At 56.7% G+C, this 23,951-nt stretch carries 13 protein-coding genes, 2 tRNA genes and 2 pseudogenes; 13 read left to right on the top strand and 4 right to left on the bottom strand.

Annotated elements, in window-relative coordinates:
• The 10 genes from RDK48_RS08810 (at position 1) to RDK48_RS08765 (ending at position 16,102) form a co-directional block, all read left to right on the top strand.
• A complete protein-coding gene (locus RDK48_RS08810) occupies positions 1–3,150 on the top strand; it encodes a virulence factor SrfB (RefSeq protein ID WP_298993762.1) in 3,150 nt (1,049 codons plus the stop codon).
• Between the two features lie 27 nt (positions 3,151–3,177).
• Positions 3,178–5,787 carry a virulence factor SrfC family protein gene (locus tag RDK48_RS08805; RefSeq protein ID WP_298993764.1) on the top strand — a complete coding sequence of 870 codons (2,610 nt, stop codon included), beginning with the start codon at positions 3,178–3,180 and terminating at the stop codon, positions 5,785–5,787.
• A gap of 3 nt (positions 5,788–5,790) precedes the next feature.
• Positions 5,791–6,888 carry a sel1 repeat family protein gene (locus RDK48_RS08800; protein ID WP_298993767.1) on the top strand — a complete coding sequence of 366 codons (1,098 nt, stop codon included), beginning with the start codon at positions 5,791–5,793 and terminating at the stop codon, positions 6,886–6,888.
• 55 nt (positions 6,889–6,943) lie between these two features.
• Positions 6,944–8,923, top strand: coding sequence for a vWA domain-containing protein (locus RDK48_RS08795; RefSeq protein ID WP_298993769.1), 1,980 nt, complete (start codon positions 6,944–6,946; stop codon positions 8,921–8,923).
• Positions 8,924–9,121: 198 nt separating this feature from the next.
• Positions 9,122–9,937, top strand: coding sequence for an ABC transporter ATP-binding protein (locus RDK48_RS08790; RefSeq protein WP_298993772.1), 816 nt, complete (start codon positions 9,122–9,124; stop codon positions 9,935–9,937).
• Between the two features lie 2 nt (positions 9,938–9,939).
• Positions 9,940–11,199, top strand: coding sequence for an FtsX-like permease family protein (locus RDK48_RS08785; protein WP_298993775.1), 1,260 nt, complete (start codon positions 9,940–9,942; stop codon positions 11,197–11,199).
• Entirely contained in the window at positions 11,189–12,904 is a 1,716-nt protein-coding gene (locus RDK48_RS08780; RefSeq protein WP_022660154.1) for an SUMF1/EgtB/PvdO family nonheme iron enzyme, read from the top strand. Before RDK48_RS08785 ends, RDK48_RS08780 begins: the two co-directional genes overlap by 11 nt.
• Positions 12,905–12,921: 17 nt before the next feature.
• Positions 12,922–13,827 (top strand): NAD(P)-dependent oxidoreductase, encoded by a 906-nt coding sequence (locus RDK48_RS08775; protein ID WP_209817353.1) that lies wholly within the window; start codon positions 12,922–12,924, stop codon positions 13,825–13,827.
• 116 nt (positions 13,828–13,943) lie between these two features.
• Positions 13,944–15,971 (top strand): alpha-amylase family glycosyl hydrolase, encoded by a 2,028-nt coding sequence (locus RDK48_RS08770; RefSeq protein WP_298993781.1) that lies wholly within the window; start codon positions 13,944–13,946, stop codon positions 15,969–15,971.
• Between the two features lie 54 nt (positions 15,972–16,025).
• Positions 16,026–16,102: transfer RNA gene (locus tag RDK48_RS08765), tRNA-Pro, on the top strand.
• Between the two features lie 83 nt (positions 16,103–16,185).
• Here RDK48_RS08765 and RDK48_RS08760 read toward each other — a convergent pair.
• From RDK48_RS08760 to RDK48_RS08750, 3 genes are all read right to left on the bottom strand, one after another.
• Entirely contained in the window at positions 16,186–16,650 is a 465-nt protein-coding gene (locus RDK48_RS08760) for a DinB family protein (RefSeq protein WP_298993784.1), read from the bottom strand.
• A gap of 162 nt (positions 16,651–16,812) precedes the next feature.
• Positions 16,813–17,493, bottom strand: coding sequence for an outer membrane protein (locus tag RDK48_RS08755; RefSeq protein ID WP_298993786.1), 681 nt, complete (start codon positions 17,491–17,493; stop codon positions 16,813–16,815).
• 238 nt (positions 17,494–17,731) lie between these two features.
• Positions 17,732–17,808: transfer RNA gene (locus RDK48_RS08750), tRNA-Pro, on the bottom strand.
• A 392-nt stretch (positions 17,809–18,200) separates the two neighbouring features.
• Here RDK48_RS08750 and RDK48_RS08745 point away from each other — a divergent pair.
• The gene (locus tag RDK48_RS08745; protein ID WP_298993788.1) at positions 18,201–18,587 is read left to right on the top strand and encodes a DUF488 domain-containing protein; all 387 of its coding nucleotides are present in this window, start codon (positions 18,201–18,203) and stop codon (positions 18,585–18,587) included.
• A gap of 314 nt (positions 18,588–18,901) precedes the next feature.
• Here the strand turns inward: RDK48_RS08745 and RDK48_RS08740 are convergent, their stop codons facing one another.
• Entirely contained in the window at positions 18,902–20,503 is a 1,602-nt protein-coding gene (locus tag RDK48_RS08740; protein WP_374042259.1) for a diguanylate cyclase, read from the bottom strand.
• 1,804 nt (positions 20,504–22,307) lie between these two features.
• On the opposite strand from RDK48_RS08740, the pseudogene RDK48_RS14955 reads away from it, so the two are divergent.
• Positions 22,308–23,084: pseudogene (locus RDK48_RS14955) on the top strand (methyl-accepting chemotaxis protein); the annotation flags it as partial.
• 364 nt (positions 23,085–23,448) lie between these two features.
• Positions 23,449–23,951, top strand: a pseudogene (locus RDK48_RS08730) (MCP four helix bundle domain-containing protein); the annotation flags it as partial.

The raw sequence follows: 23,951 nt of genomic DNA, 5'->3' as shown, positions 1-23,951 counted from the left end.
ATGGATGCCATACCCCGTTACCTTTCGCCGGTCAGCATTATTCCCGGCGGCTGCCCGCAGTTTCTTGATTTCTCCATGCCCGAAGATGCCGTCAAAAGACTGCGGCGGTATTTTCGCGAAGAAAAAAAGAAAGAATCCGACGAGCAGACGCGCTACACCCACTATCTGCGCTGTCTGACAGAAACGGAAAACGGCTTTATCGACCAGTTGAGCGGCCTGCCCTGCGATGAGGACTACAGCATCGAAGCCCGCCGCGCGCTGGATGCATGGGAAGGCCACTGGCTGCCCATTCCCTTTTTGCGCACGCTCGACCAGCCCTGGCCGGACGGCGGCAAGCGCTTTGAATGCGGCCCTTCCAACTGGGCGAGGGCGCGGGTTATGCGCTCCGACAGGGATGACAGTCTGCTTCGCGTTGTGCTCATGTTTGACACCAATGTGGAAGACCGACCCGCTCAGGGCGAACAGTACCATGCGCTTTCGCCGCAGGATGTGACGGCCCACGGGCATTTTATGCTGGCCCACCTCGTGCGCGACAATTCGTGGTTTCTCAACGCGGCATGGGTGGATGAATGGCTCCACGGCCTCTACGATGCGTGGAAGCAGTCGCAACACCGTGGGCGCGGCGCATGGCACGATGGCTACCCCTATGTGCTGGAGCATCTGGCCTCCTACCTCACCTGGCTTGACGTGGTGCGCCTTGCGCTCAACGATCTGGCGGCACAGGTCATCAATCCTGACCGCGATACCCCGGTGGATGTGGATCTGGTGCTGGATATCGGCAATTCGCGTACCACGGGCATCTTGGTGGAAACCCTGCCCCAACGCATTACCAACCTCAACGACAGTTACCTGCTTGAACTGCGCGATCTGAGCCAGCCGGAGCACATCTATTCCGACCCCTTTGAAACGCGTGTGGAATTTGCGGATGCGGCCTTTGGCAATGATGCGCTTTCGCGCCGCTCGGGCCGCCAGACTCCGGCCTTTGCCTGGCCTTCTGCCGTTCGCATCGGGCCGGAAGCCGCCCGCCTCGCCACGCAGGCCGTGTGCGCCGAGGGCACGACAGGCATGTCCAGCCCCAAGCGTTACCTGTGGGACGAGCGCCCATGGCAGCAGAGCTGGCGCTACAACACTGGCGGCAAGTCAGAACCCATGGTCAGCCGGGGGCTGTTTCCGCGCCAGTTGAACCCGCAGGGCACGCCGCTTTCGTGCTTTGACGACCCCATGTTCAAAAAAAGTCCCGCCCTGCAAAAGCAACAGCCTGAGCCGATTTTTGAATCGCTGTTTACGCGCTCGTCGCTCATGCTCTTCATGCTGGGCGAAATCCTGACTCAGGCCCTTGTGACCATCAATTCGCCAGCCACGCGCGCGCGCCGTGAACTGCCCAACCTGCCCCGCAGGCTCAGAAGGCTCATTTTTACGGTGCCTACGGCCATGCCCGTTGCGGAAAAACGTATTTTTCGCCGCTGGGTCACGTGGGCCGTGCGTGTGGTGTGGGATGCACTGGGCTGGAGCCAGTGGTATACGCCCCGCCTGCAAACCCGCAGCCTTACGGGCGATTACCGCCAAAGCCCGCAGGTGCGCTGCGACTGGGACGAAGCCAGTTGCTCGCAGCTTGTGCTGCTCTACAACGAGCTTGCCGTCAAACAGCATGGCGACGCGCATCATCTTTTCCGACTCATGGGCAAGCCGCGCGAGGCCTGCGGTAACCATCCGTGCATCCGCATGGCTTCCATTGATATTGGCGGCGGCACAACCGACCTTTCCATCACCACCTTCGAGCTTGCCAGCGGCGAGGGCGACACCGCGCGCATCAAGCCGCATACGGAATTCAGGGACGGCTTCAACATTGCGGGCGATGAAGTGCTGCGCGAAGTGGTGGCCAACCATGTGATTCCGGCCATTGGCCAGGCTCTGGCCCGCGAGGGACTTGCAGAGCCGCGCTCGCTTCTGGGGCAGCTTTTTGGGCGCGATTCCATCGGCATGTCGCAGGAAGACCGAAACACCCGTCTGCGTCTGGTGCGGCAGATAGCCGTGCCCGTTGCCCTCGGGCTGCTGGCAACCTGCGAAAATCCCGACCTGCGCGGCAGTGTCTTTAACTGCACGCTGGGCGACTTTTTTGAGCCTGACCCTGTGGGCAGCGGAGAAACGGCTGATGCTGCGGCAGACACGGCGGCGGATGCCGCACCAGCTGCGGCAAAGTCTGCAGCGGATTCGCCCCGGATCAGCCCGGCAGTCCTCGCGCCACGTCCTCAGCCTGCAACCCTGCGGGATGTAAAGGCAATAGTGCGGCGTTCCGCATCCTTCATCCAGAACTTCAACATTCTTGATGTGCCCATCAGCGTCAATCAGGCCGCAGTGGAAGAAACCATCCGCAGCACGCTTGGCTCAACGCTTTCCGCCCTGTGCGAAGTGGTGCACATGTACGATTGCGATGTGCTGCTGCTCACCGGGCGGCCCAGTTCGTGGAACGGCGTTATCGCCACAGTGCTTGCCAAGCTGCCCGTGCCGCCAGACAGGATCATTCCCATGCGGCGCTATCACGCTGGCTCGTGGTATCCCTTTGCCGATGCGCAGGGCCGCATTACCGACCCCAAAACCACGGTTGTGGTGGGGGCCATCCTCTGTGCGCTGGCCGACGGGCATCTGGAAGGATTCTCCTTTGATTCCGGCGCGCTCAAGCTTACGTCCACCGCGCGCTATATCGGCGAGATGGATATTAACAGCCAGCTCAAGCGCCCCAAGGTCTGGTTTACCGTGGATGTGGACAGCAAGGACGGCACGGACAAAACCCGGGCCGTGGCCTTCAGCGGGCCGCTTTCCATCGGCTACAGGCAGCTGGATGCAGAGCGCTGGCCCACTACCCGCTACCATCTGCTGACCTTTGCCACGGAGGAAGCCCGCTCCCGCGCTTCGGGCCGTCTTCCCTACCGGGTTGAGGTCAGCCTGAGCGTTGCCGATGCCCTGGATGAGGAAGATATCCGCAGCGAGACGGACAAGGATCGCCGCAGCGAAGGCGAGTTCCGCATTGATTCCATCGTGGATTGCCAGGAGCGCAGCGTTGACCGCCGCGATCTTGAAATCCGCCTGCAAACCCTGAAACTGGACGAAGGCTACTGGCTGGATACGGGCATTGTCACCGACGCCGGATAATTGAGGATGGTTATGCAGCAGCAGGATATGGATTTAGCGCGGCACTGCCGCGAACTGGCGGAAACTTCGCGTTCCGCAGGGGCATGGCTTCAGGACAATGCCGAGCTTGTGGGCAACGAACGCGCGGCCCTGCAAAAGGATCTGCGCCATGCGGCCCGCTTTTTCGGCAAGTGCGAGCAGGCGGCCCGCCGCAAGATGTGCGTAGGCGTGTTTGGCCCCAGCCAGTCGGGCAAGTCCTACCTTATCTCGGCCCTTGCCAGTGATGCGGACAAGGTGCTTCTGGCCGATTTTTGCGGTCAAACCTTCAATTTTATCAAGGATATCAACCCAGAGGGCGGCAAGGAATCCACGGGGCTGGTCACGCGTTTTACCACCACGCCGCCTGAGGGTATTACCGAGGCCTACCCCATCCGTCTGCGTCTGCTTTCAGAAACTGACGTGGCCCGGGTGCTCGCCAATACGTACTATGCGGACTGCGACCACAAGGACGCACCCAATGCCGAAGCCCTCGCCAAGGAGCTGGAGAGCCTTCAGGGCCGCGCCCAGTCTGCGCCCGTGCCCGGCGGCATGAGTTTGGACGATGTGGAAGAGCTGCGCGATTATGTGAATAAAAACTTCATTTCGCGCCCCAGAGTGCAGATGCTCCAGAACGGTTACTGGGTGCGGGCCATGGAACTGGCCCCCCGTCTGGAGCTGGAAGACCGCGCCCGCCTTGTGGGCCTGATCTGGGACAGCGTGCCTGAATTTCAGGCAGTGTATATACAGCTTGGCGCGGCTCTACGCCAGCTTGGCAACGCTGCCGAGGCATGTTGCGCCATTGACGCGCTCATACCCCGCAGCAACAGTATTATTGACGTGGCGCGGTTGCAGGGCCTCAACGAGCCGCTCGCAGACATGCTGACCCTTGTGGGCGCGGAGGGCCGCAAGGCTGACCTGCCGCGCGCGCTGGTGACGGCCCTTACGGCCGAAATCACCATCTACATGCGTGAAAAGCCGGATGATTTCTTTGACCACACCGACCTGCTGGACTTCCCCGGCTACCGCGCGCGCTACAAGTTCAGCGATCTGCGCGCCGCGCTGGACAGCCGCAAGGACATGCTCAAGGAACTCTTTCTGCGCGGCAAGGTGGCTTACCTCTTTGAGCGCTATCGCGAAGAAAAAGAACTCACCAGCATGCTGCTCTGCATCGGACCCAGCACCCAGGAGGTGCAGGATCTGCCGCAGGCCGTGTATGAATGGATATGCTCCACCCACGGCGAAACACCGGAAATGCGTGCCAGCAAAGCGCCAGCGCTCTTTTTTGTGCTTACCAAGATGGACATGGAGTTTGAAAAAAAGGCCGGATCGCCCTCTGTGGAAACCCGCTGGACAACCCGGCTGGAATCCTCGCTGGTGAACTTTTTCGGTCAGGTGCACGACTGGCCGCAAAACTGGGACGGCACGCACCCCTTCAACAATGTCTTTTTGCTGCGCAATCCCAACTTTTTGTGCGAGGCCATTTTTGATTACGCCGACAGGCGTGAAACCGGCATCCGGCAGGAACAGCAGGCCTTTGTGGAAGAGGTGCGTCAGTCCTTCATGCAATCGCCACTGGTGCAGAAACATGTTGCTGACCCGGAACGGGCCTGGCAGGCGGCCATGACGCTCAACGACGGCGGCGTTGGCCTGCTGCGTCAGAGCCTGAGGCCCCTGTGCAACCCCGAACTCAAGCGGCAGCAGATCAGCGGCAGCCTTGTTGAAAAATGCGAGCGCCTGCGCACCGGGCTTGCGCCCTTCTACCGCACGGACGACAGGGAAGAACTGCGCAGGCAAAAGGAGCAACTCACGCGCCTGCTGGTTTCGCAGATGGCCAAGGTTGCGGAAAAGCAACTGTTCGGCGAATTTTTGCGCCGCCTTCAGGTGCGCGATTTTGACCTGTACGAAATCTGTCTCAACGCCCGCCAAAGCCCGGATGAAGGCCAGACCGCAGCGCCTGCGCAGGTTGTGGGCGCGCGCGTTTCCGCCAACGACATTCTGGGCGACATCTTTGGCGACGACGCTCCCGTGGCCGCGCCAGCGGCAGACGCCGTTGATGCAGAAGTAAAGGACAGCGCCCAGGTCTTTGCCGGAATGGTCATGGATCACTGGACAGGGCGGCTGCGCGACCTCTGCAACGATGTGGAAGTCAGGGGCCAGCTTGGCCTGCCAGCCAAGGAACTTGACCAGTTCTGTCACGAGCTAGTGCAGGCCGCAGCGCGCTGCAAGCTGCGCGAAAATCTGGAGGCTGAGCTGCGCCGCTCATCGGCATTCAGCAACATGGCCCGCGAGCGCCTCATGTGGAAGCAGGTGAGCCTTGCTGCGGACGCCATCAACGCCTTTGTGGACTGGTGGGGCTTTGACCCACGCTTCAAGGATCAGACGCGGCGCACCGTTGTTGTTGGCGGCAAAAGCGTGCCCCTGTTTAACCCACCGCAGGAAATCAAGGGCGAACCCCGCATCGGCGAGGAAGAATCGCCCTATGACCGCCTGTGGTATACCGACTGGCTGCGCGCCATGGCCTACAGCGTTATGGCCAATGTGGATTTTGACGGCCAGCAGAGCGTCAACCCCGAACAGAACAACCGCCTGCGCGAACTTTTGCAGGCGTTCAAAGGATAAATCATGCGCGCCAGCATTTCAGCCGATACCGGGCGCGGCCCCGGCAACGGAATCATCGAGATTTTTGACGCAGGCGATGTGAGTGAACCCGGCTTTACCCTGCTGCGGGCATCTGACGGCAAATGTCTTGGCCCCCGTGGCTGGCAGGAGAGCGAAACCCTGCTCACCCCCGAGGCCTGGGACAATGACGGCGGCAGCCTGCGGCTGGCGGTCGGCCCTGCGGTGGTGGACGAAGTGGACAACCTCGATGCCTACCGCATCAGCCTGCGCGGCGTGGGCAGCTGCGCCCTTGCCGTAAAATCGCTCATATATTCCAACATTGCGGGCGGGCATGGCATGGGCGCTGGCGCTCCGCAAACTCCCCCGCCTGTCGTGCAGCCTGCTCCCGAACCGGAGCCGGAACCAGTGCTGGAATCGCCGGAGCCGCCTCTGGCTTTTGAGGAGCCGCAAGCGCCCCAGCAACACGAAGCTCCGCTTGAAATGGCAAGCAAGGAGGAAGGCAAATCCGGCGGCAAGGCCGGGCTTGTGATCCTGCTGGTGCTTGCAGCCATTGCCGCAGGCGTGGCCGCGTGGTGGTTCTTGCTGCGCGAGCCGGAAAAGGCCCCCCTGCCCACGCCTCCTGAGCAGACGCAGAATGCGGACAAGCCCCAAAACCCGGATCAGGCGCAGCCCAAGCCAGCAGATGCCGGGCAGCAAGGAGCGGATGCCGCCAAGCAGCCGCTTTCTCCGCTTGCCTCGGCGCGTGAGCAGTTGCGCGGGCAGGCATTGCCCGACGTGAGCCTTGCCATGGCAAAGCCATTGCGCAAGGCCGACGCCAAGCCGGAAGAAAGCGATGCCGCATTCTTGCTGCTGGAAGATGCCGCGCAGAAAGGCGATGCCGAAGCCATGTTCCTTGTGGGTCAGTTTTACGACCCTGCCAGCACCCTGCCGCGCGGCAGCATCCCCGCCGACCTCACGCAGGCCAAGCGCTGGTATGAGCAGGCCCTGCAAAAGGGCCAGCCTCAGGCCAAGGCGGCACTGGACACGCTGAAAGAACACGCCCGCGCCCTTGAGGCCAAGGGTGATGCCGAGGCGCGCTCCCTGCTGCAAAACTGGCAATAAACGCGGCCCCCGAGCAGTTTGACCTAGAATTGCTGTATTCCGCGAGGAGTTCACTATGCATTGCATGCCCATGTTTCGCCGTTGCTGCCTTGTAGCCCTGCTGGTGCTGGGCCTTGGCGTCTGCCTTGCTGGCACTGTTTCCACCTCTTCTGCCGCGCCCCTGTTGCAGCAGGGTAAAAAAACGCTGTTCCAGCGGGTGGTCAGCCATCCCGGCGCGGCCCTGCTGGCCGAGCCAAAGGCCGATGGCGCCGTGGTGCGCAAAAGCGTGGTGCCCTTTACGGTTATGTACGTCTATGACCGCAAGGACGCGTACCTTCAGGTTGGCGCTTCCACCGCGCAGCCCGAGGGCTGGATGGAGGTCGCCAAGGCTACGGACTGGAACCAGTCGCTCACCCTGCTGTTCACGCCCCGCACCGGGCGCGATCCTGTGCTGTTTTTCAAGACGGAAACAGGCCTGAACGAACTTTGCGCCGCACCAGACATGGAAAAAAGGCTCGATGCTCTTGAAGCACAGGCCGCAAGCCTGCGCCAGAGCAACCAGCCCGCACCGGAAACCATGCCCATCCTTGCCAGCGAACCGACGGACGCGCAGGGCGCAGTGTCTGAAAAGCGCTTTTATCTCATGCCCATACTGGACATGAAAGACCCCTTTGACGGCGTCAAGTTTCTGCGGGTGGCCTCCATCGACCCAGGCAACGGCAAGAACAAGGACGGCAAGAACGGCCCGCCCAAGACCGGCATTGCCCTTGTCATCGACACCACCATTTCCATGAAGCCCTATATCGACCAGAGCCTGAATGTGGTTCGGCAGATATACGACAAGATTGAAAAAGATCACATGACCGACAACGTGGGCTTTGCCGTTGTGGCCTTTCGTAGCAGCACCAAGGCTACGCCCGGTCTGGAATACACCACCGAAGTTGTGAGCGATTTTGCCACGGCAAAAGACCGCAAAAGCCTTGAAGAAAAGCTTTCAAAAGTACAGGAAGCCAAGGTTTCCAGCCACGATTTCAACGAGGATTCGCTGGCTGGCGTGTACAAGGCCGTTGAAGGTCTGAACTGGAGCGACTATTCCTCGCGCCTGATCCTGCTGATTACCGATGCAGGCCCGCTCAAAAGCGGCGACAAGTTTGCCTCGGTGGCAATGGGCCCAAGCGAAGTCAACGATTTTGCCCGCCAGAAGGGCATCTGGATTACCGCCCTGCACCTCAAAAGCCCCGGCGGCAACGCCAACCACGCCTATGCGGAGCAGAGCTACCGCGCGCTGAGCAAGCTTTCGGGCAACCGTTCCAACTATCTGGTGGTGTCTGCCCCCACGCCTGCCAAGGGTGCGGAGCAGTTTGCCGCCATCACCAAGACTCTGGCAACTGGCATGCTCGATATGGTCAAGAACACCGCCGAAGGCAAAATCATGACCAAGCCCAAGGACGAGAAGCCGCAGACTGCCTCGGCGGAGGATCAGGCCGCCAATCTGGCAGCGACCCTCGGCTATGCCATGCAGCTTGAATACCTTGGCAAGACGCGTGAAAACGCCGCGCCTTCCGTGGTTAACTCCTGGATTGCAGACATGGATCTGAGCCAGCTTGCCAAAAGCAGGCAGACTCCCAGTGTTGACGTGGCAGTGCTGCTGACCAAGAACCAGCTCAACGATCTGAGCGCCCAGCTCAAGGCCATTATCGACAATGCCGAGCGCACCAAAAAGACTGACGCGCGCGACTTTTTCCAGGGTGTGCTTTCTGCTTCCACCCGCATGGCCCGCGACCCCAACATGCCCACGCAGGGCAAGAATCTGGCCGAGCTTGGCGTGCTTTCCGAATTTCTGGACGGCCTGCCCTACAAGAGCGACGTCATGCTGCTGCGCGAGGAAGACTGGTACCGCATGAGCGTGGGCGAACAGACGGCCTTTATCAACCGCCTCAAATCCCGGCTTGCCCGGTATGAGGAATATGACCGCGACCGCGCCAACTGGGAAAGCTTCGGTCAGCCCAACCCCGGCGACTGGGTTTATCGTGTGCCGCTGAGCATGCTGCCCTAGGGCTTTTTGTCCCCTGCCCGCGTCAGGATGCTTTTTTATTCAGGTCGAGTAGCAACAGCGTACACGTCCTTGATAAATAGGCCCCTTCCCTGGCAGGGAACACAATTTCTCACAATTTTTGCCCCAACGGGCACGGCAATGGGTCAGGAAACCGGCAACAGCAAAAGCCTGCGGCACGCCGCAATGCTGGGAGTTTTAATGTCCGACATGGTTTTCAGCCTGCGCAATATTGGCAAAACCCGTCCCGGTGACGAAGGCTTTCGCCTGCGCATAGAGCAGCTTGACGTGCCGCGTGGCAGTCTGCTGGCTCTGGTTGGCCCCAGCGGTTGCGGCAAAAGCACGGCACTGGATATGCTGGCCTGCGCCCTCAGCCCGGATATGACGCCCGAGGGCTTTGCCCTGCCGCACAATCCCGTGGGGTCACGGCAAGACGACCTGCCCCATCCCGCCAGTGCCGCCGCCAGTTTTATGTTCAGCCCGCAGGCTGGTGCCACCACGGATATTCTGGCCGCGTGGCGCAGTGGCGGCACCGATGCTCTGGCCCTGCTGCGTCTGCACTATCTTGGCTATGTGCTGCAAACAGGCGGCCTGCTGCCTTTTTTGAGCGCGCGCGAAAATATCGTGCTACGCTGCAAGAGCCTTGGCACCCTTGCCACGCGGCAGGAGGCCATCACAATCGTGGTTGATCGGCTAGGCATCGGGCACTTGCTGGGGCATTACCCGGCAACGCTCTCCGTGGGCGAACGCCAGCGGGTCGCCATAGCTTCGGCGCTGGCGCACGGGCCATCGGTCGTGCTGGCGGACGAACCAACTGCTGCGCTTGATCCTGGTCATGCGGCCAACGTGCTGCGGCTTTTTGCGGAGTTGGCGCGCCAGTTAAGCATCACAGTGGTCATGGTCACGCACAACCTTGAGCAGGCGCGTCAGGCTGGCTTTGTGCTCGCGCCGGTGCGTGTGGAACAGGACAAGGGCGGCAGCGCGTCCATCCTCCACTGGACAGGGAGGACGGCCTGATCATGGCGGCGAATACCTGGACAACCATGCTGCGGCTGGCCTGCAAGGACTACTGGCACGAATTTCTGCTCTCGGCCTGCGCCGTGCTAGGGCTGGCTGCTGTGCTCACTCCCCTGCTGGTGCTCTACGGCGTAAAATTCGGCGTGGTGCAAACCCTCACCGAACGGTTGCGCAACGATCCCCGCAATCTTGAAATTTCACCCGTCATAAGCGGCAGATACACGCCCGAATATCTTGCCAAACTGGCAGCCCACCCGGATGTGGCCTTTGTGCTGCCGCGTACGCGCTCCATTGCCGCCACCATGGATCTGAGCGCGGGCAATGGCGATGCCCGCTCTGTGCTGGTGGCCTCGCTGGAGCCAACAGCCGAGGGCGACCCCCTGTTGCTGCGCTTTGACGCTGCGGTGCCGACCATGCCGCAATCGCCCGACACAGAAGCCATTGGCGTAACCCTGTCGTCCTCAGCAGCGGAAAAGCTGCACCTTAAACAGGGCGACACCCTCAATGGAAAGGTTGAACGGCGCTTTCAGGGCAAGGTGCAGACTGCCCGCGTGGCCCTGCGCGTGGCGGCAGTGCTGCCCCTTGCCGCCCAGCAAAAGGATGTGGCCTACGTGCCGCTGCCTCTCATGGAAGCTACGGAAGACTACCGCGATGGTCGCGCCGTGCCGGAGCTGGGCGCGCAGAATGGCTGGACAGGTGAGCCACGCCCTCAGGGCGAGCGTATCTATCCAGGATTCCGCCTGTACGCCCGCGGCCTTGACCATGTGATGCCACTGCGGGAGGCCTTTGCCGCCCAAAAACTTGATGTGTACACCCATGCGGAAGAAATCGAGCAGGTTACGGCGCTTGCGCGCGCCCTCAACCTGATATTTGCCCTCATCTGCGCAGCAACAGGCATTGGTTTTCTGGCGTCCACCGCCAGCAACGTACTGGCTGGCATCAAACGCAAGGAGCGCATCCTCGGCCTGCTGCGGCTCCACGGCTTCACCACGGGCAAGCTTATGCTGTTTCCGCTGGCGCAATCGTTGCTCACAGCCCTTGCGGGCACGGCGCTGGCCTCCGGCGTGTACGGGGTGGCGGCCTTTGCCATCAACAGACTTTTCAGCGCCAGCGTTATCGGCATGGAGCAGGTATGCCTCCTGCTGCCAGAGCATTTTGCGCTGGCCTTTGCCGCAGTTTCGGGGCTTGCCCTGCTGGCCGCCCTTGCCCCTGCTTTGCGGGCTGCCCGCGTTGAACCCTCGGAGGTTATCCGTGAAATCTGATCTGCGCATCCGCAATCTCGCGCCCTTGCAGTGGGGTTTTGCCGCCGCTGTGTGCTGCGCCCTGCTTCTTGCCCCCTGCGCCTCGCAATCCGTGCTGGCGGCCCTGGCCCGCAAGGCCGATGTGAGTACGGCTGACGCCTATAATCCCAAACCGGCGGATAACGACATCATCCTGCCCATGCCCTGCGGCCTGAGCATGGTTTTCAAGCTGGTGGCAGTGCCCGCCAAAGGCTTGCTGTGGGATATGCCCATGCGCCCCGGTGTGGACGACAGTGCCCATCAGGATCGAGCCTTCTACGACCGGCGCTACAATACCGCGCTTTCCGGGGCTTTTACGCTTGAAGACCTGCCCGCAGCCTGGCGCAAACAGGCTCCGCAGGGGCAGAACTACTTTTATCTTGTGGCTAAGTACGAAGTCAGCAACCTGCAATGGCATGCCGTGATGGACAATGCCTGCCCGGATACTGCAAACCCTGGCGCGGAAGCGGCCCGCCCCGCTACAGATATGAGCTGGTACGATGCCGTGGACTTTACCCGCCGTTACACCACATGGCTTTTGCAGAACGCGCCCGATTCGCTGCCGCGCTTTGCTGGCGACCAGCGCAACGTAGGCTTTGTGCGCCTGCCCACTGAAACGGAATGGGAATACGCCGCGCGCGGCGGGCAGACTGCTGGCAGCCAGCTGCTGTTGCAGGAGGATTTTTTTGCCCTGCCCACCGGGGAGAGCAAGGCCGACTACGCCGTTTACAGGCCGGAGCAAGGCGCAAGGGCCGAGGGCATGGCAAACATAGGTTCGCGCAAGCCCAATCCGCTTGGCATTTACGACACCGCTGGCAATGCGGCGGAAATGGTGCTGGATGCCTTTCGCTTTTCAATGGCTGGCCGTTTGCACGGCTCTGCTGGCGGCTTTGTGCGCAAGGGCGGCTCCTTCCTCTCTGGCGATGCGGAGATTCTGCCTGGCCGCAGGGAAGAAATGCCATTTTTTCTCACAGACGGCCCCGCACACGCCCGCGATCTGGGCTTTCGCCCTGTGATATCGGGTATCAACACTCCCGGCGGCGGGCGTCCGCAGGAACTGACCGCAGAATGGAACAAGGCTGGCGAAAAACTGGCCCCGCTGGCGCAGGACGGCCAGACCGCCCGTAATCCTCTTGATGAGCTCGACCGTCTGCTGGCGGCCGCGCCGGATGAGGCATCCCGCAAGAATCTTCAGGATCTGCGCAATACCATCAAGGAAAACAATATCATGCTGGAACGTCAGAAGCAGCTTGAAGCGCAATCGCTGCTGCGTACTGGCGTATATATGATCGAAACCATAAGAAATTACTCCAGCAGACGTAACAGTTTGAAAACGCAAATTGAAAGTATGGAGCGTGAAAAAGCTTCTGCCAAGGGTGCGGCCCTTGAAAAGCTCAAGCAGATATTGGATACTGCCAACCGGGGCCTTGTGATGCTTGATACGAGCATTGAAAAGTCCCTCACCTTCTACCGCAGCAAGGTAGAAGAAAGCGCGTTGCTTGCTCCCGAAGTTCTTGCCGCCGCAGATGCATCCCTTGCAAAAGATTTCAGCGGCAATGACCCCTTCAATGAGAACATGCATCGAAACCTTGAACTGTATCGGCTCCACGTGGACGCGGTGCGCAAAAACAAAACCGTTTCGCGCGAGGCCATGCAGAAAGCAATTCTTGAACGCCGTTTTCAGTAGACAAAAGGAGAGAATCAATGGCTGACAAAATGCGTATTGGCTGGATTGGCACGGGTGTTATGGGCCTTTCGATGGCTGGACACCTTCAGGCAGCCGGCTGGCCGCTGACCGTATATAACCGCACCAAGGCCAAAACCGAACCCCTGCTCGCCAAGGGCGCCAAGTGGGCCGATACCCCCCGCGCCGTCGCCGAAGCCTCTGACGTGGTCTTTACCATTGTGGGCTACCCCCATGATGTGGAAGAAGTGACGCTGGGCGAAAACGGCGTGCTGCGCGGCCTGGCCGCTGGCGGCATTGTGTGCGACATGAGCACCTCCAGCCCCGTGCTGGCCGAGCGCATTGCCGCTGCCGCCAAAAAGCAGGGCTGCGAATCACTGGACGCCCCTGTTACCGGCGGCGATGTGGGCGCGCGCGATGCCAAGCTCTCCATCTTTGTGGGCGGCGACAACGCGGCTTACGAGCGCGTACTGCCCTGCTTCAACAAGATGGGCACCAACATTCTGCACTGCGGCGGCGCTGGCTTTGGCCAGAAGGGCAAGCTTGCCAATCAGGCCGCCATTGCTGGCGTGATGATCAGCACCTGCGAATCCTTCCTCTTTGCGCAGGAAGCAGGCCTTGACGTTGCCAAGTGGATGGAACTTGTGGTTGCCGGTTCCGGCGGCAGCTTTGCCATGAACACCCTTGGCCGCCGCATGCTCAAGGGCGACTTTGCCCCCGGCTTCTTCATCGACCACTTCATCAAGGATCTGGGCCTCTGCCTTGACGAATGCCGCCGCATGAAGCTTGTGCTGCCCGGCATCACCCTGGCTGACCAGCTTTACCGCATCCTGCAGGCCAAGGGCCAGGGCAGCAAGGGCACTCAGGCTCTGGTGGAATGCCTTGCCGAACTTTCGGCCAAGGATTGGCGCGCCTGCTGCAAATAACTGACGCTTCTGGGCCAGCAATGGCCCTTGTGCCCGTCCGGCTTCCGGGCCGGACGGGCAATGCATGACGAGCCTGCGCCCGCCACTTTCGGGCAACCATAAACAGGAGATCCGCCATGCCTTCCGCTTCTCCCGGCAGTCCTTTGGATGACCCTGCCCTGGAGCAGTACCGCCCCTTCATTCAACGCCGCACCCAAGCCTGTATGGCTGAAATTGAGCGCATACGCACCCTCTACGGTTCGCTGAGCGCCTACGCTGGTCAGCATCTCACCTTTGGCGCTCACCGCCTCACAACGCCCGCAGGCAACATCTGGCGCTGGCGCGAATACATGCCCAATGCCGAAAGCCTGTGGCTCACCACCGACAAACTGAACTTTCAGCGCCACGCCAAATATCGCTTTGAGCGCTGTGCAGACGGCATTTTTGAACTGGAACTGCCCGGCGATGCCCTGCAACACGGCACCTACGTGGAGTTGCGGCTGGTTCCCGCGCATGCGCAGGACGCGCAGCACCCCGGCAAGGCCCTCAAGCGCGTGCCAGCCTTTGCCAACTGGGTGGAACAGAACGCGGCTGTGCCGGAGCAATGGTGCGCCCGCCTGTGGCTGCCGGATGAACCCTACCGCGTCAAGCATCACCGCCCTGCCCGGCAGGCCTTTCCACGTATTTACGAGGCTCATGTGGGCATGGCGCAATCAGCGCAGGCGCACAAGGGCGACAGCGTGGGCAGCTATGCGGATTTTTGCCGCGACATCCTGCCCCACATCAAGGCTTGCGGCTACACGGCGGTGCAGCTCATGGGCATACTGGAGCACCCGCTGTACAAATCCTTTGGCTATCAGGTGGGCAGCTATTTTGCGCCGTCCTCTCGCTACGGCACCCCGGACGGCTTTAAGGAGCTTGTGGACACCGCGCACGGCCTGGGGCTGGCGGTGATACTTGATGTGCCCCACGGCCACGCCAGCGCCAACACGGAGCAAGGGCTGGCGCAGTACGATGGCAGCAGGTATTTTTTTACCGAGCAGCAAAACCAGTGGGGAACGCCATCTTTTGACTTCAGTCAGGAGGCAACGCGGCGTTTTCTGCTCTCCAATTGCCGCTACTGGCTGGAAGAATTCCACGTGGACGGCTTCCGCTTTGATGCCGTGGGCAACATGCTCTATGCGGATTTTGGCGAGGATGACGACTTTTCTCATGTGGGGCGCTGCTTTTACGGCAAAAACGGCCTGCCCCGCGCAGATGTGAACGGGGAGCTGTATCTCAACCTTGCCAATGCCCTCACGCATGAGCTTGCCCCATCAGCCATGACCATTGCCGAAGAATTTTCCGGCATGCCGGGGCTGACCTGCCCGCCAGAGCAAGGCGGCCTTGGCTTTGATTACCGCTTTGCAATGGGTATTCCCGATTACTGGGCCAAGTGCATTGAAGAGCCGCGCGACATGGGCAGCCTGTGGTATGAAATGACCAACCATCGGCCCTACGACCGCACAATCAGCTATGTGGAATGCCACGACCAGCACATCAACGGCAGCGATGCCATGATCTGGCGGTTGCTGGGCGATGCCATGTACGGCCATATGGGCAACAAGGCCGAGAGCTGGAACATATCGCGCGGGCTGGCCTTTTATCGGCTCATGCGGCTTATAACGCTGGCAACGGCAGATGCGGGCTATCTGAACTTTATGGGTTGCGAATTCGGGCATCCCGAATGGCTGGATGCGGAAAAAAAAGCGCACCGTCAATGGCGGCTGGCGGACGACCCGGGGCTGAAATATCACTCCCTGGCCTCATGGGACAGGCAGATGCTCGCCCTTGTGCAAAGCCACCTTGAGGACTTTGCCCAGCCGCCCATGTTCCGCTTTATACATGAAGAAAAACGCCTGCTGGCCTTTGAGCGAGGGCAACTGCTCTTTGCCTTCAACTTTCACGAGCTTGTGGCGCAAAAAGGCCTGCGCTTTGCTGTAAGCCCCGGCAAGTATGCGGAGCTGCTTTCGTCTGACGAAATCCGCTTTGCCGGGCATGGCAATCTGGCAGTAAAAAGCCCGCCAACAGAGCATTTTACTGCTCCCCTGCCGGGTCGGTATGAGGGGGATATCACCCTGTATCTTCCGCCGCTTGTGGGATTAGTCTTAAAAAACGCAAAATAATGTTGCAAAAATGTTGACAGGCAGGGCTGTTCCGCGTAGTTACTCTTTTCGCGTCGGGATGTAGCGCAGCCTGGGAGCGCACTTGAATGGGGTTCAAGGGGTCGAAGGTTCAAATCCTTTCATCCCGACCAGAGATTTAAAGGGAATTCATGGAAACATGAATTCCCTTTTCTCGTTTGTATTTTTTTGCCATTTCAATATTGAAGATAAGGCGTCAGATGTGCGCTAGATCCTGTATTTGCTGCATGCGCTCGCGATACTGGTCTGTGTGCATCTGTATATGCTCAAAATAGCCTTCAACAAGAGTCCGTAGCGACTTTGCCCCATCCGGGCGCTGCCACATATTCTCAAGAGCTGTGGCTGGTATTGCCCGCATTATGTGCATGAGCATCCAGTTATACTGCCGCCAGAACTTTGCCATTTCTGCAAAATCACAGCCGTCATACTGCTGAACCGCTACAAAAGTTTCCGCTTCATACGGGGGAAACTGCTCAAGATTGCCCGATATCAAGCGAGCAAACCGTTGATGGTTGTTGGCAGCAGAATCTACAAGATGGCCGACAATTTCCGTAAGCGTCCATGCGTCTGCCGCCACCCGCACATGCGCGAGGGCTGGATCTGTAGACTGTAACAGCGCGTCAAAGCCATCAATTATGTCTTGTCCTTTTTTCAGGTCCATAACATCTCCAGTGACAGGGTGGCGACAAGATACTTTATATTATTTATCTATCGATATGGTCAACCGTAGCCAAGCGCGGTTATTGCGGCAATAACACACAAAAAAAGGGCCGGAGAAATCCCCGGCCCACTGATCTAGCTGACAGTTTGTCGTTTCCTATGCCTAGAACGTAAAGCGCAGGCCAAGGCTGAATTCATTGGCATACGGAGTATTGCCGATGGAAACCTTGTTGTCGTCAACGCGCTTGCTGATGTCGGTATAGCCCAGCCCCACAAAGCGGTAGGCCAGATCTGCCGAGATGTTTTCCGTAAAGGCATAGGAACAGCCCGCGCCCAGATTCCATGCAAAAACGGTATCATACTGCGTCAGGCTGCCGGAATCCCCATCGCCGTCAACGTCTGCAGTGTACTTGGTCTTGATGAATCCCATGCCAAGGCCACCGCCGAGGTAAGGAGTAAAGGCCGTGGAGTTGTGGAAGTCCCAATATGCGTTGGCAAACAGCGTCTGCACGCCCCACTCGCCCTTAAACGAGGCCGTTCCGCCATTTACCTTCTGATCCCAGGTTTTGGTCATATTGCTTCGTATCGCGTATTCCAGTTCTGTGCGCATGGGCACCTGAAACTGCGGGTAAAAGTCGTACCCCACAAAAATGCCGCCCCCAACGGTGTTTTGCGAATACTGACCTACGCCAAGCCCCTTCACATCCCCGCTCAAAGAGAACGGGCCAGTGCTTTGAATGGAATCAATAAATTTTAGACCGCCATAAACGCCGGTGTTTTCCGCAGCCGCAGGAGCCGCGAGTGCAAGGGACAGAACCAATGCAAGCATAAGACGCTTAAACATGATGACCCTCCTTGGTTTTGCCGAAAAAACAGGTTTGCTTTCTGCATATTCCTTTTTTTTCTTGACGACAACAGTCAGGCAACTGTTTTTGGCACAAATTATGCGTGGTGAGGTAAAAAAACAGATTTTTTGAACTTGCAGACAGGGAAATCTGGTTTTTTGTCGATTGAAAGCGGAAAAACAGCCGTTAAAAACGAGAAAAGGGAATCCATGTTTCCATGAATTCCCTTTAAATCTCTGGTCGGGATGAAAGGATTTGAACCTTCGACCCCTTGAACCCCATTCAAGTGCGCTCCCAGGCTGCGCTACATCCCGACGCGAAAGGTGTATCTACGCGGAACTGCCGAGCCTGTCAACTTATATAATCATTCCAGGATTTTTCCTTTAAGCGGGCGCTACACGGCGCAAATCCGCAGCACGCCGCTATAATCTCCCTACCATATCTCCCAATGCGGGCCGCCGTGCTTAAACCTCTTTCCATCCATCTGATTGCGGGCGAAGAAATCTGCCGGGTAAGTCACTCGGCTATTTTGACTTGCATTGTCCATCACGCTGCGCAATTTTAGAAAAGCTGCCCCGGCCTGTAGGCTCTCGCGCACAGACTGCCCAGCCTTTGCTGCGGCGCATCGGCTATAAAGGCTGATCCCGTGCCCTACTGGCCGCAGAAGTGCCCCCAGTATGCCTCGCCCCAAACAGGGTTAACTGCCATGAACATTATTTTGCGCCGCGTATACGCACACGATGCCGAGCCAGCAGGAATACGGGTTCTTGTGGACAGGCTGTGGCCCCGCGGGATTTCCAAAAGCGCCGCCCTGTGGGATGTGTGGCTAAAAGATATCGCCCCATCAAACAACCTGCGAAAGTGGTTCGCACACGATGAAACCAAATGGCCAGAATTCAAGGAGCGCTATTTCGCCGAGCTTGATGCCGCCCCGGCTGCTGTTGCGCAACTGCAAACCATCCTTCGCCAGAATCCGATAGTGATACTGCTCTACGCCGCCAAAGCTACAGAAATGAATAATGCCGTGGCATTAAGAGAATACGTTGAGGCAATGGCACGAGAGAACACGGATGCAACAAGACAGCCGAATTAGTATAGTAACAACAATTTCTTTATCTTGGGCATTACGAACATACATTAGATGTTTTGACAGTATGACTAAAGCAGATAAGCAGAAATTATTGATAACAACATTTCAATCTCAGAATGACATACGTGATCCATAACAGCATGAGTTTCAGTCTGTAGCCAATCGAACGCGTACGACAAGAAAAGAAAGGTGGCAGGCCGTGCGCACAATTCTGCACAAAGGCTCCCTGCCACCTTCTATCGCTCAAGGCTAACAGATAACCGCTTTTGCGGGCTGTTACTGATTTAGGTGTAACATGGCATGATGCGGTCGCCGCTTCAGGCTGCAACTACCACGGCATCACGCCCCGCTTCCTTGGCTGCATACAGGGCTTTATCTGCCCGGATCAGCATGACGGCCAACGCCGCCTCGGCGGATTCTGGCGATTCCACCATGTCTGCCATATCTGCGCATACCGCCACCCCAATGCTTATTGTTACCGAAAGCGAGTTGTCGTCATGCAGCAAGGGGTTCGCTGCCACCGCATGCCGTATGCGGTGGGCAAGCTCTTCGCCTTGCCGGGCATCCGTACAGGCAACAAGAACCACAAACTCCTCGCCTCCATAGCGCACTAGGAGGTCCGCACTACGCACGCTGGCATTGATTATCCGCGCAGTGTGCTGCAACACCATATCGCCCGCATTGTGCCCAAAGGTGTCGTTGATAGTTTTAAAGTGGTCGATATCAAGCATCAGGCAGGCGCACTGCTGGCCTGATGAATGCGTTTTTTTAAGAAATTCCGTACCCATAACCTGCAAAAAACGACGGTTATGCAGGCCTGTCAGCGCGTCTTTCAGGCTCACGGCCTCGGCCTTTTTAATCTGCCTGGCGACCCTGAAACTCATTACGGTAAACGCATCAAACAGAATTTTGAGTTCGCTGGGCATATCTTTCTGGTCACACAATTGCCCTGTTGCCTCATAATTATTTTTACGCAGCTCAAGCGCATAGGCCGTAAGCTCCTCAAGCGGGGCTTCAATGCTGCGACAAAAGCGCCGCATCAGTGGCATCATGAACAATATGGCGCACAGCGATCCAAGGCCGACAAAAATTGTAAGCCAGCGGTACCCTGTCAGAATTTCGTCTACTGACCGAAAATACACCAGCCGCCAACCGCCGTTCCCAACAGCAACGGAAGCGCCGAGCATGCTCACGCCCTGATCGTTCACGAATACCTGACCATGTTCATCAAGTTGCATAAGCTGCAAGGGAATTTGCTTTGCTGCATCGTCTGCGTTGCTTGCAACCACCCTGTGGGGTGCGAGTATGTTTCCCTGCGCATCGCACAGTATCAACCCCTGCTTGTCCGGCACAAAAGATCCGTGCAGCCATGCGTCAAGCTCGCCCACGAGAATGGACAAAAATACGACTCCGTCAAATTCCCCATCCTGATTAGTCACTGGCATTGAAAACATGCACACGGGCTTGCCAGAAACACGCCCGTTGATTCCTGTAGTAATTGCGCGGCGGCCCATCATTGCTTGTTTAAAGTAATACCTGTCCCCCCCGTACAAACCAGGTTTGCCCATAGAGTCAATTTCTGAAATGCCCTGTGCATTAACAAATACCGCTGCTGCAATGCCTGTATGGCTTTCATCGTAATCGCTAAATTCTTTTGCAGCACTTTTCATATCTGATCTGTGCGCTTTAATAATTTTTGTCAAAAATGAAACATCCTGAAAGCACACGTCCACATAAGCTTCAATTGTATTTTTATTTTGGCCCAGAGTTTCAGCAAGTTGCTTTTTTTCATGCTGGATAAGGCGTTCTTGCTGAAAGAAAATAAAAAAAAGAGCTGCAATGATAATTGGAATACAGACAATGGCAATTGTATAAGCGCGGATACGCCCCCTGATCGTATCAAACCGAAAAATATTCATAAGCCTGTGTCTGTTCATGACCATCTCACTTACTTCCAGATTTTACTTTTTTTCCTGCCTGAAATCATTAGCAATATCTGTTCCAGTACGTTTTTGTTTCCTGTCAAAACATTGGTAACAAATCATATATTCAGTGCATACGATCAATAATAAGGAAATGGAGATAGTTTTTCAGAATACAAATTGTGTTGTAAGTAATATATTTATGCTGGATAAAACTATAGAGAATGTCTTGAAACATGATATATGGACAATTAATTATGACCGTCCCAAGGGTCTACACTTATCGGATAATTTTTTTTCATGTTTATGCCGAATCATACATTTCAAAAAAATAGTGAGTTCAAAAAGATTATTGAGCGGCATCTGCTCCTCAAAATACTATAAAAATATGAACAAAAAATTTGTGAGCGATTTTTAGCCCATCAAGACATATAAATACCACCAATACAGCAGTAGTCAGTTCATAAATTAGATAACTCAATTGTAATAATAGCACACCGCCCTGTCCAAAAAAATAACATCAACATTACTACAGCAAGTCATAAAAATATTTCTAAGCAAATATTATCGAATATAGTATTTTTAGGCATTTGTTTTTCGCATAAGCCACAGCATGTGAAAAAAATATTTATATTTATGAAACATAAACATTATAACATAAATTCCGAAAATAAAATTGCAGCATCACTACTATTGATACCAACGCATGACGCGGCTTGATAAACAGCAAACAGTTTCTGCCGATGCGGCTTGTTAGCAATATTGCGCTGTAAATCGTCCATCATGATATTAAATTGCCTGCGGAGGAACTGTTTTGATCAGCCAGATACTGCATACGTTACGTGGAAAATTTATCCTTACTATTTCTGTTGGGGCCATTGCCATGGCCGGGCTATTTTGTTTTTCGTTACAGGCAATTAACAATATTGAAATCAAATATGCCCACACCCGCGATACCGCCATCGCAGGCAGAATTATTGCCCTGGAAGTAACTAAAAATATAAATTATTTTAGTCGGTTAACAAGAAATATCATGCTTGGCAGCAATATTGACAAAGACCTCAAGCAAATAGACACAGCCATTGCCGCCGTTAAAAAGCACTTTGCCACGCTCTCCTCCCTCAAGCTGCCCGCAGACTCCAAAGCCTTGACGGATAAAGCTCACGAGGCGGCCATTGCATTCATGAACAACGGCCAGAGCCTTGTTGCTCCCTTAAAGGATATCCCCGCAGACCAGCGCTACCTCACCTACAAGACCTATGAAAAGGAAGCCACGCCCTATGCCGTGGCATTTCGCGAACATTTTGAAAAATTTGACGCAAATATTACCGCCCTTGCTGAAACAGCCATGGCCGAAATGAATGATGACATCGCATCGCGGCGCACCCTGATGTGGATTGAGTTTATTTTTGCCATATGTCTGGTGTATTGCGCAGGATATTTCCTGACCAACAGGGATCTGCGCGCCATGCGCCAGTGTGTGTCTTTTGCCTCTACCCTTGGCACCCAGCAGTCAGATGAACGCCTCGCTGCCGGAAGTTTTGCCAGCCTGAGCACTCTGGCTCTGGCGCTAAACAGCACGGCAGACAATCTGGCAAACTACCGCAAGGCTTCTTCCACCGCACAGGCTGAAGCGGAGCATGACCGCGAAGAAGCCAGAAAAGCCCTTGCGGAAGCCCAAAAAGCGCAATCTCTTGCAGAGAGCGCCAAAAGCGAAGGGATGCTCCACGCAGCCAGCCAACTGGAACATGTGGTTGAAATTGTCTCCAGCGCTTCGCAGGATCTTGCGGTCAAGATAGACCAATCCCGCAGCGGGGCTGACGATCAGTCTGGCCGCGTGCGCGAAACAGCCACGGCAATGGAGCAAATGAACGCCACCGTGCGCGAAGTTGCCCAAAACGCGCAGCAGGCCGCCGGCATTGCAGACCAGACCCGGCAACAGGCTCTGGAAGGCGCGCAAATTGTCAACGATGCGGTCAAGGGCATTGAGTCGGTGCACACGCAATCCCTTGCCATCCGGCAGGATATGGACGTGCTGGGCAAACAGGCCGAAAGCATCGGGCAAGTTATGAGTGTTATTGCCGACATTGCCGACCAGACCAACCTGCTTGCGCTTAACGCCGCCATAGAAGCTGCCCGGGCGGGCGATGCCGGGCGCGGCTTTGCCGTTGTTGCTGATGAGGTGCGCAAACTGGCGGAAAAAACCATGTCTGCCACTCAGGAGGTGGGCCGGGCCATTGGTGATATTCAGGCCGGGACACGAAAAAATATTGTGAATGTGGAACAGAGCGCCAGCGCCATTGAAGAGGCGACCAAACTTTCCATCCGCTCCGGCGGTTCGCTCAAACAGATTCTTGAGCTTGTTCACCTGGTGAATGATCAGGTTCAGGCTATTGCCGCTGCAAGCGAGCAGCAGTCTGCCGCCAGCGAGGAGATCAACAAATCCGTTGAGCAGGTTGCAACCATTTCTGCCGAAACGGCTCAGACAATGGAAAATGCCGCGCATGCCGTTGATGGCCTTGCGCAGCAGGCGCAGGTGTTGCAAGGGCTTATCCGCGACATGAAAAATCAGGGCTGAAGCTCCTGAGCGCAATTGTTCTTTGCAAAAGGCCGTCCATCACCGGGCGGCTTTTTTGCGTCAGTGCAGCAAATATTGCGCACGCGCGCCCCGCAGTTCCTGAAATCAATAAGCAATATTTTTTTGCCGCAGTGTATGGACACAGTCCGCAAGGCGCATTAGGCTGATTATAACCAAAATGCTTGGAATGGCTGCATCTGCATACCAAGCCGATTTTCGGGGTATCACATACTCTGTGGTTCATAGTAGATGCTAGAATTATTCCCACGTTTAACATATAAATTTCAACTTGTTATATCTGTGTAATACTTTTGTCCGCACTTGTTGCGGCCATTCAACCTGATGCTTTTGGGGGAGGCGCGACATGCAGTTCAAAGTAGCAACCCGGCTTTGGTTGGGTTTTGGTTCCATTTTTTTTCTGATGCTGCTCAGCGCCTTGATCATGCGCCACAATCTGAGCCAGGCCGACAGCCTTGCCGACACAACAAGCAATGAAAGCATGCCGCTGGCCATGCTGGCTGCAGATATGAAACTGCAAACCGTGCAGGTGCAGCAATACCTGTCTGACGTTTCCGCAACGCACAACCCTGATGGTTACAAAGACGCGCAGGAAGTGGCAAATACCTTCCATGAGCATGCAGAGAAATTCAAAAACAAATTTGTTCTTGAGAACAACAAAAAATCACAGGAAAGGCTTGCCGCACTGGTCAAATCGTTTGACGCCATGTACGCGCTGGGCCGCAAGATGGCCGATACTTACATCAACCAGGGCATAGAGGCTGGCAACGAAATCATGGAAGATTTCGACAATGCCACAGAGGCCCTCACAGCGGCTCTGGAACCGTTTATTGAAGAACAGACCGGCTT

Origin of the sequence: uncultured Desulfovibrio sp. (assembly GCF_902477725.1) — a bacterium.
Lineage (GTDB): Bacteria > Desulfobacterota > Desulfovibrionia > Desulfovibrionales > Desulfovibrionaceae > Desulfovibrio.
The sequence above is the reverse complement of the archived record's forward strand: the minus strand, read 5'-3'. Positions and strand labels throughout refer to the sequence as shown.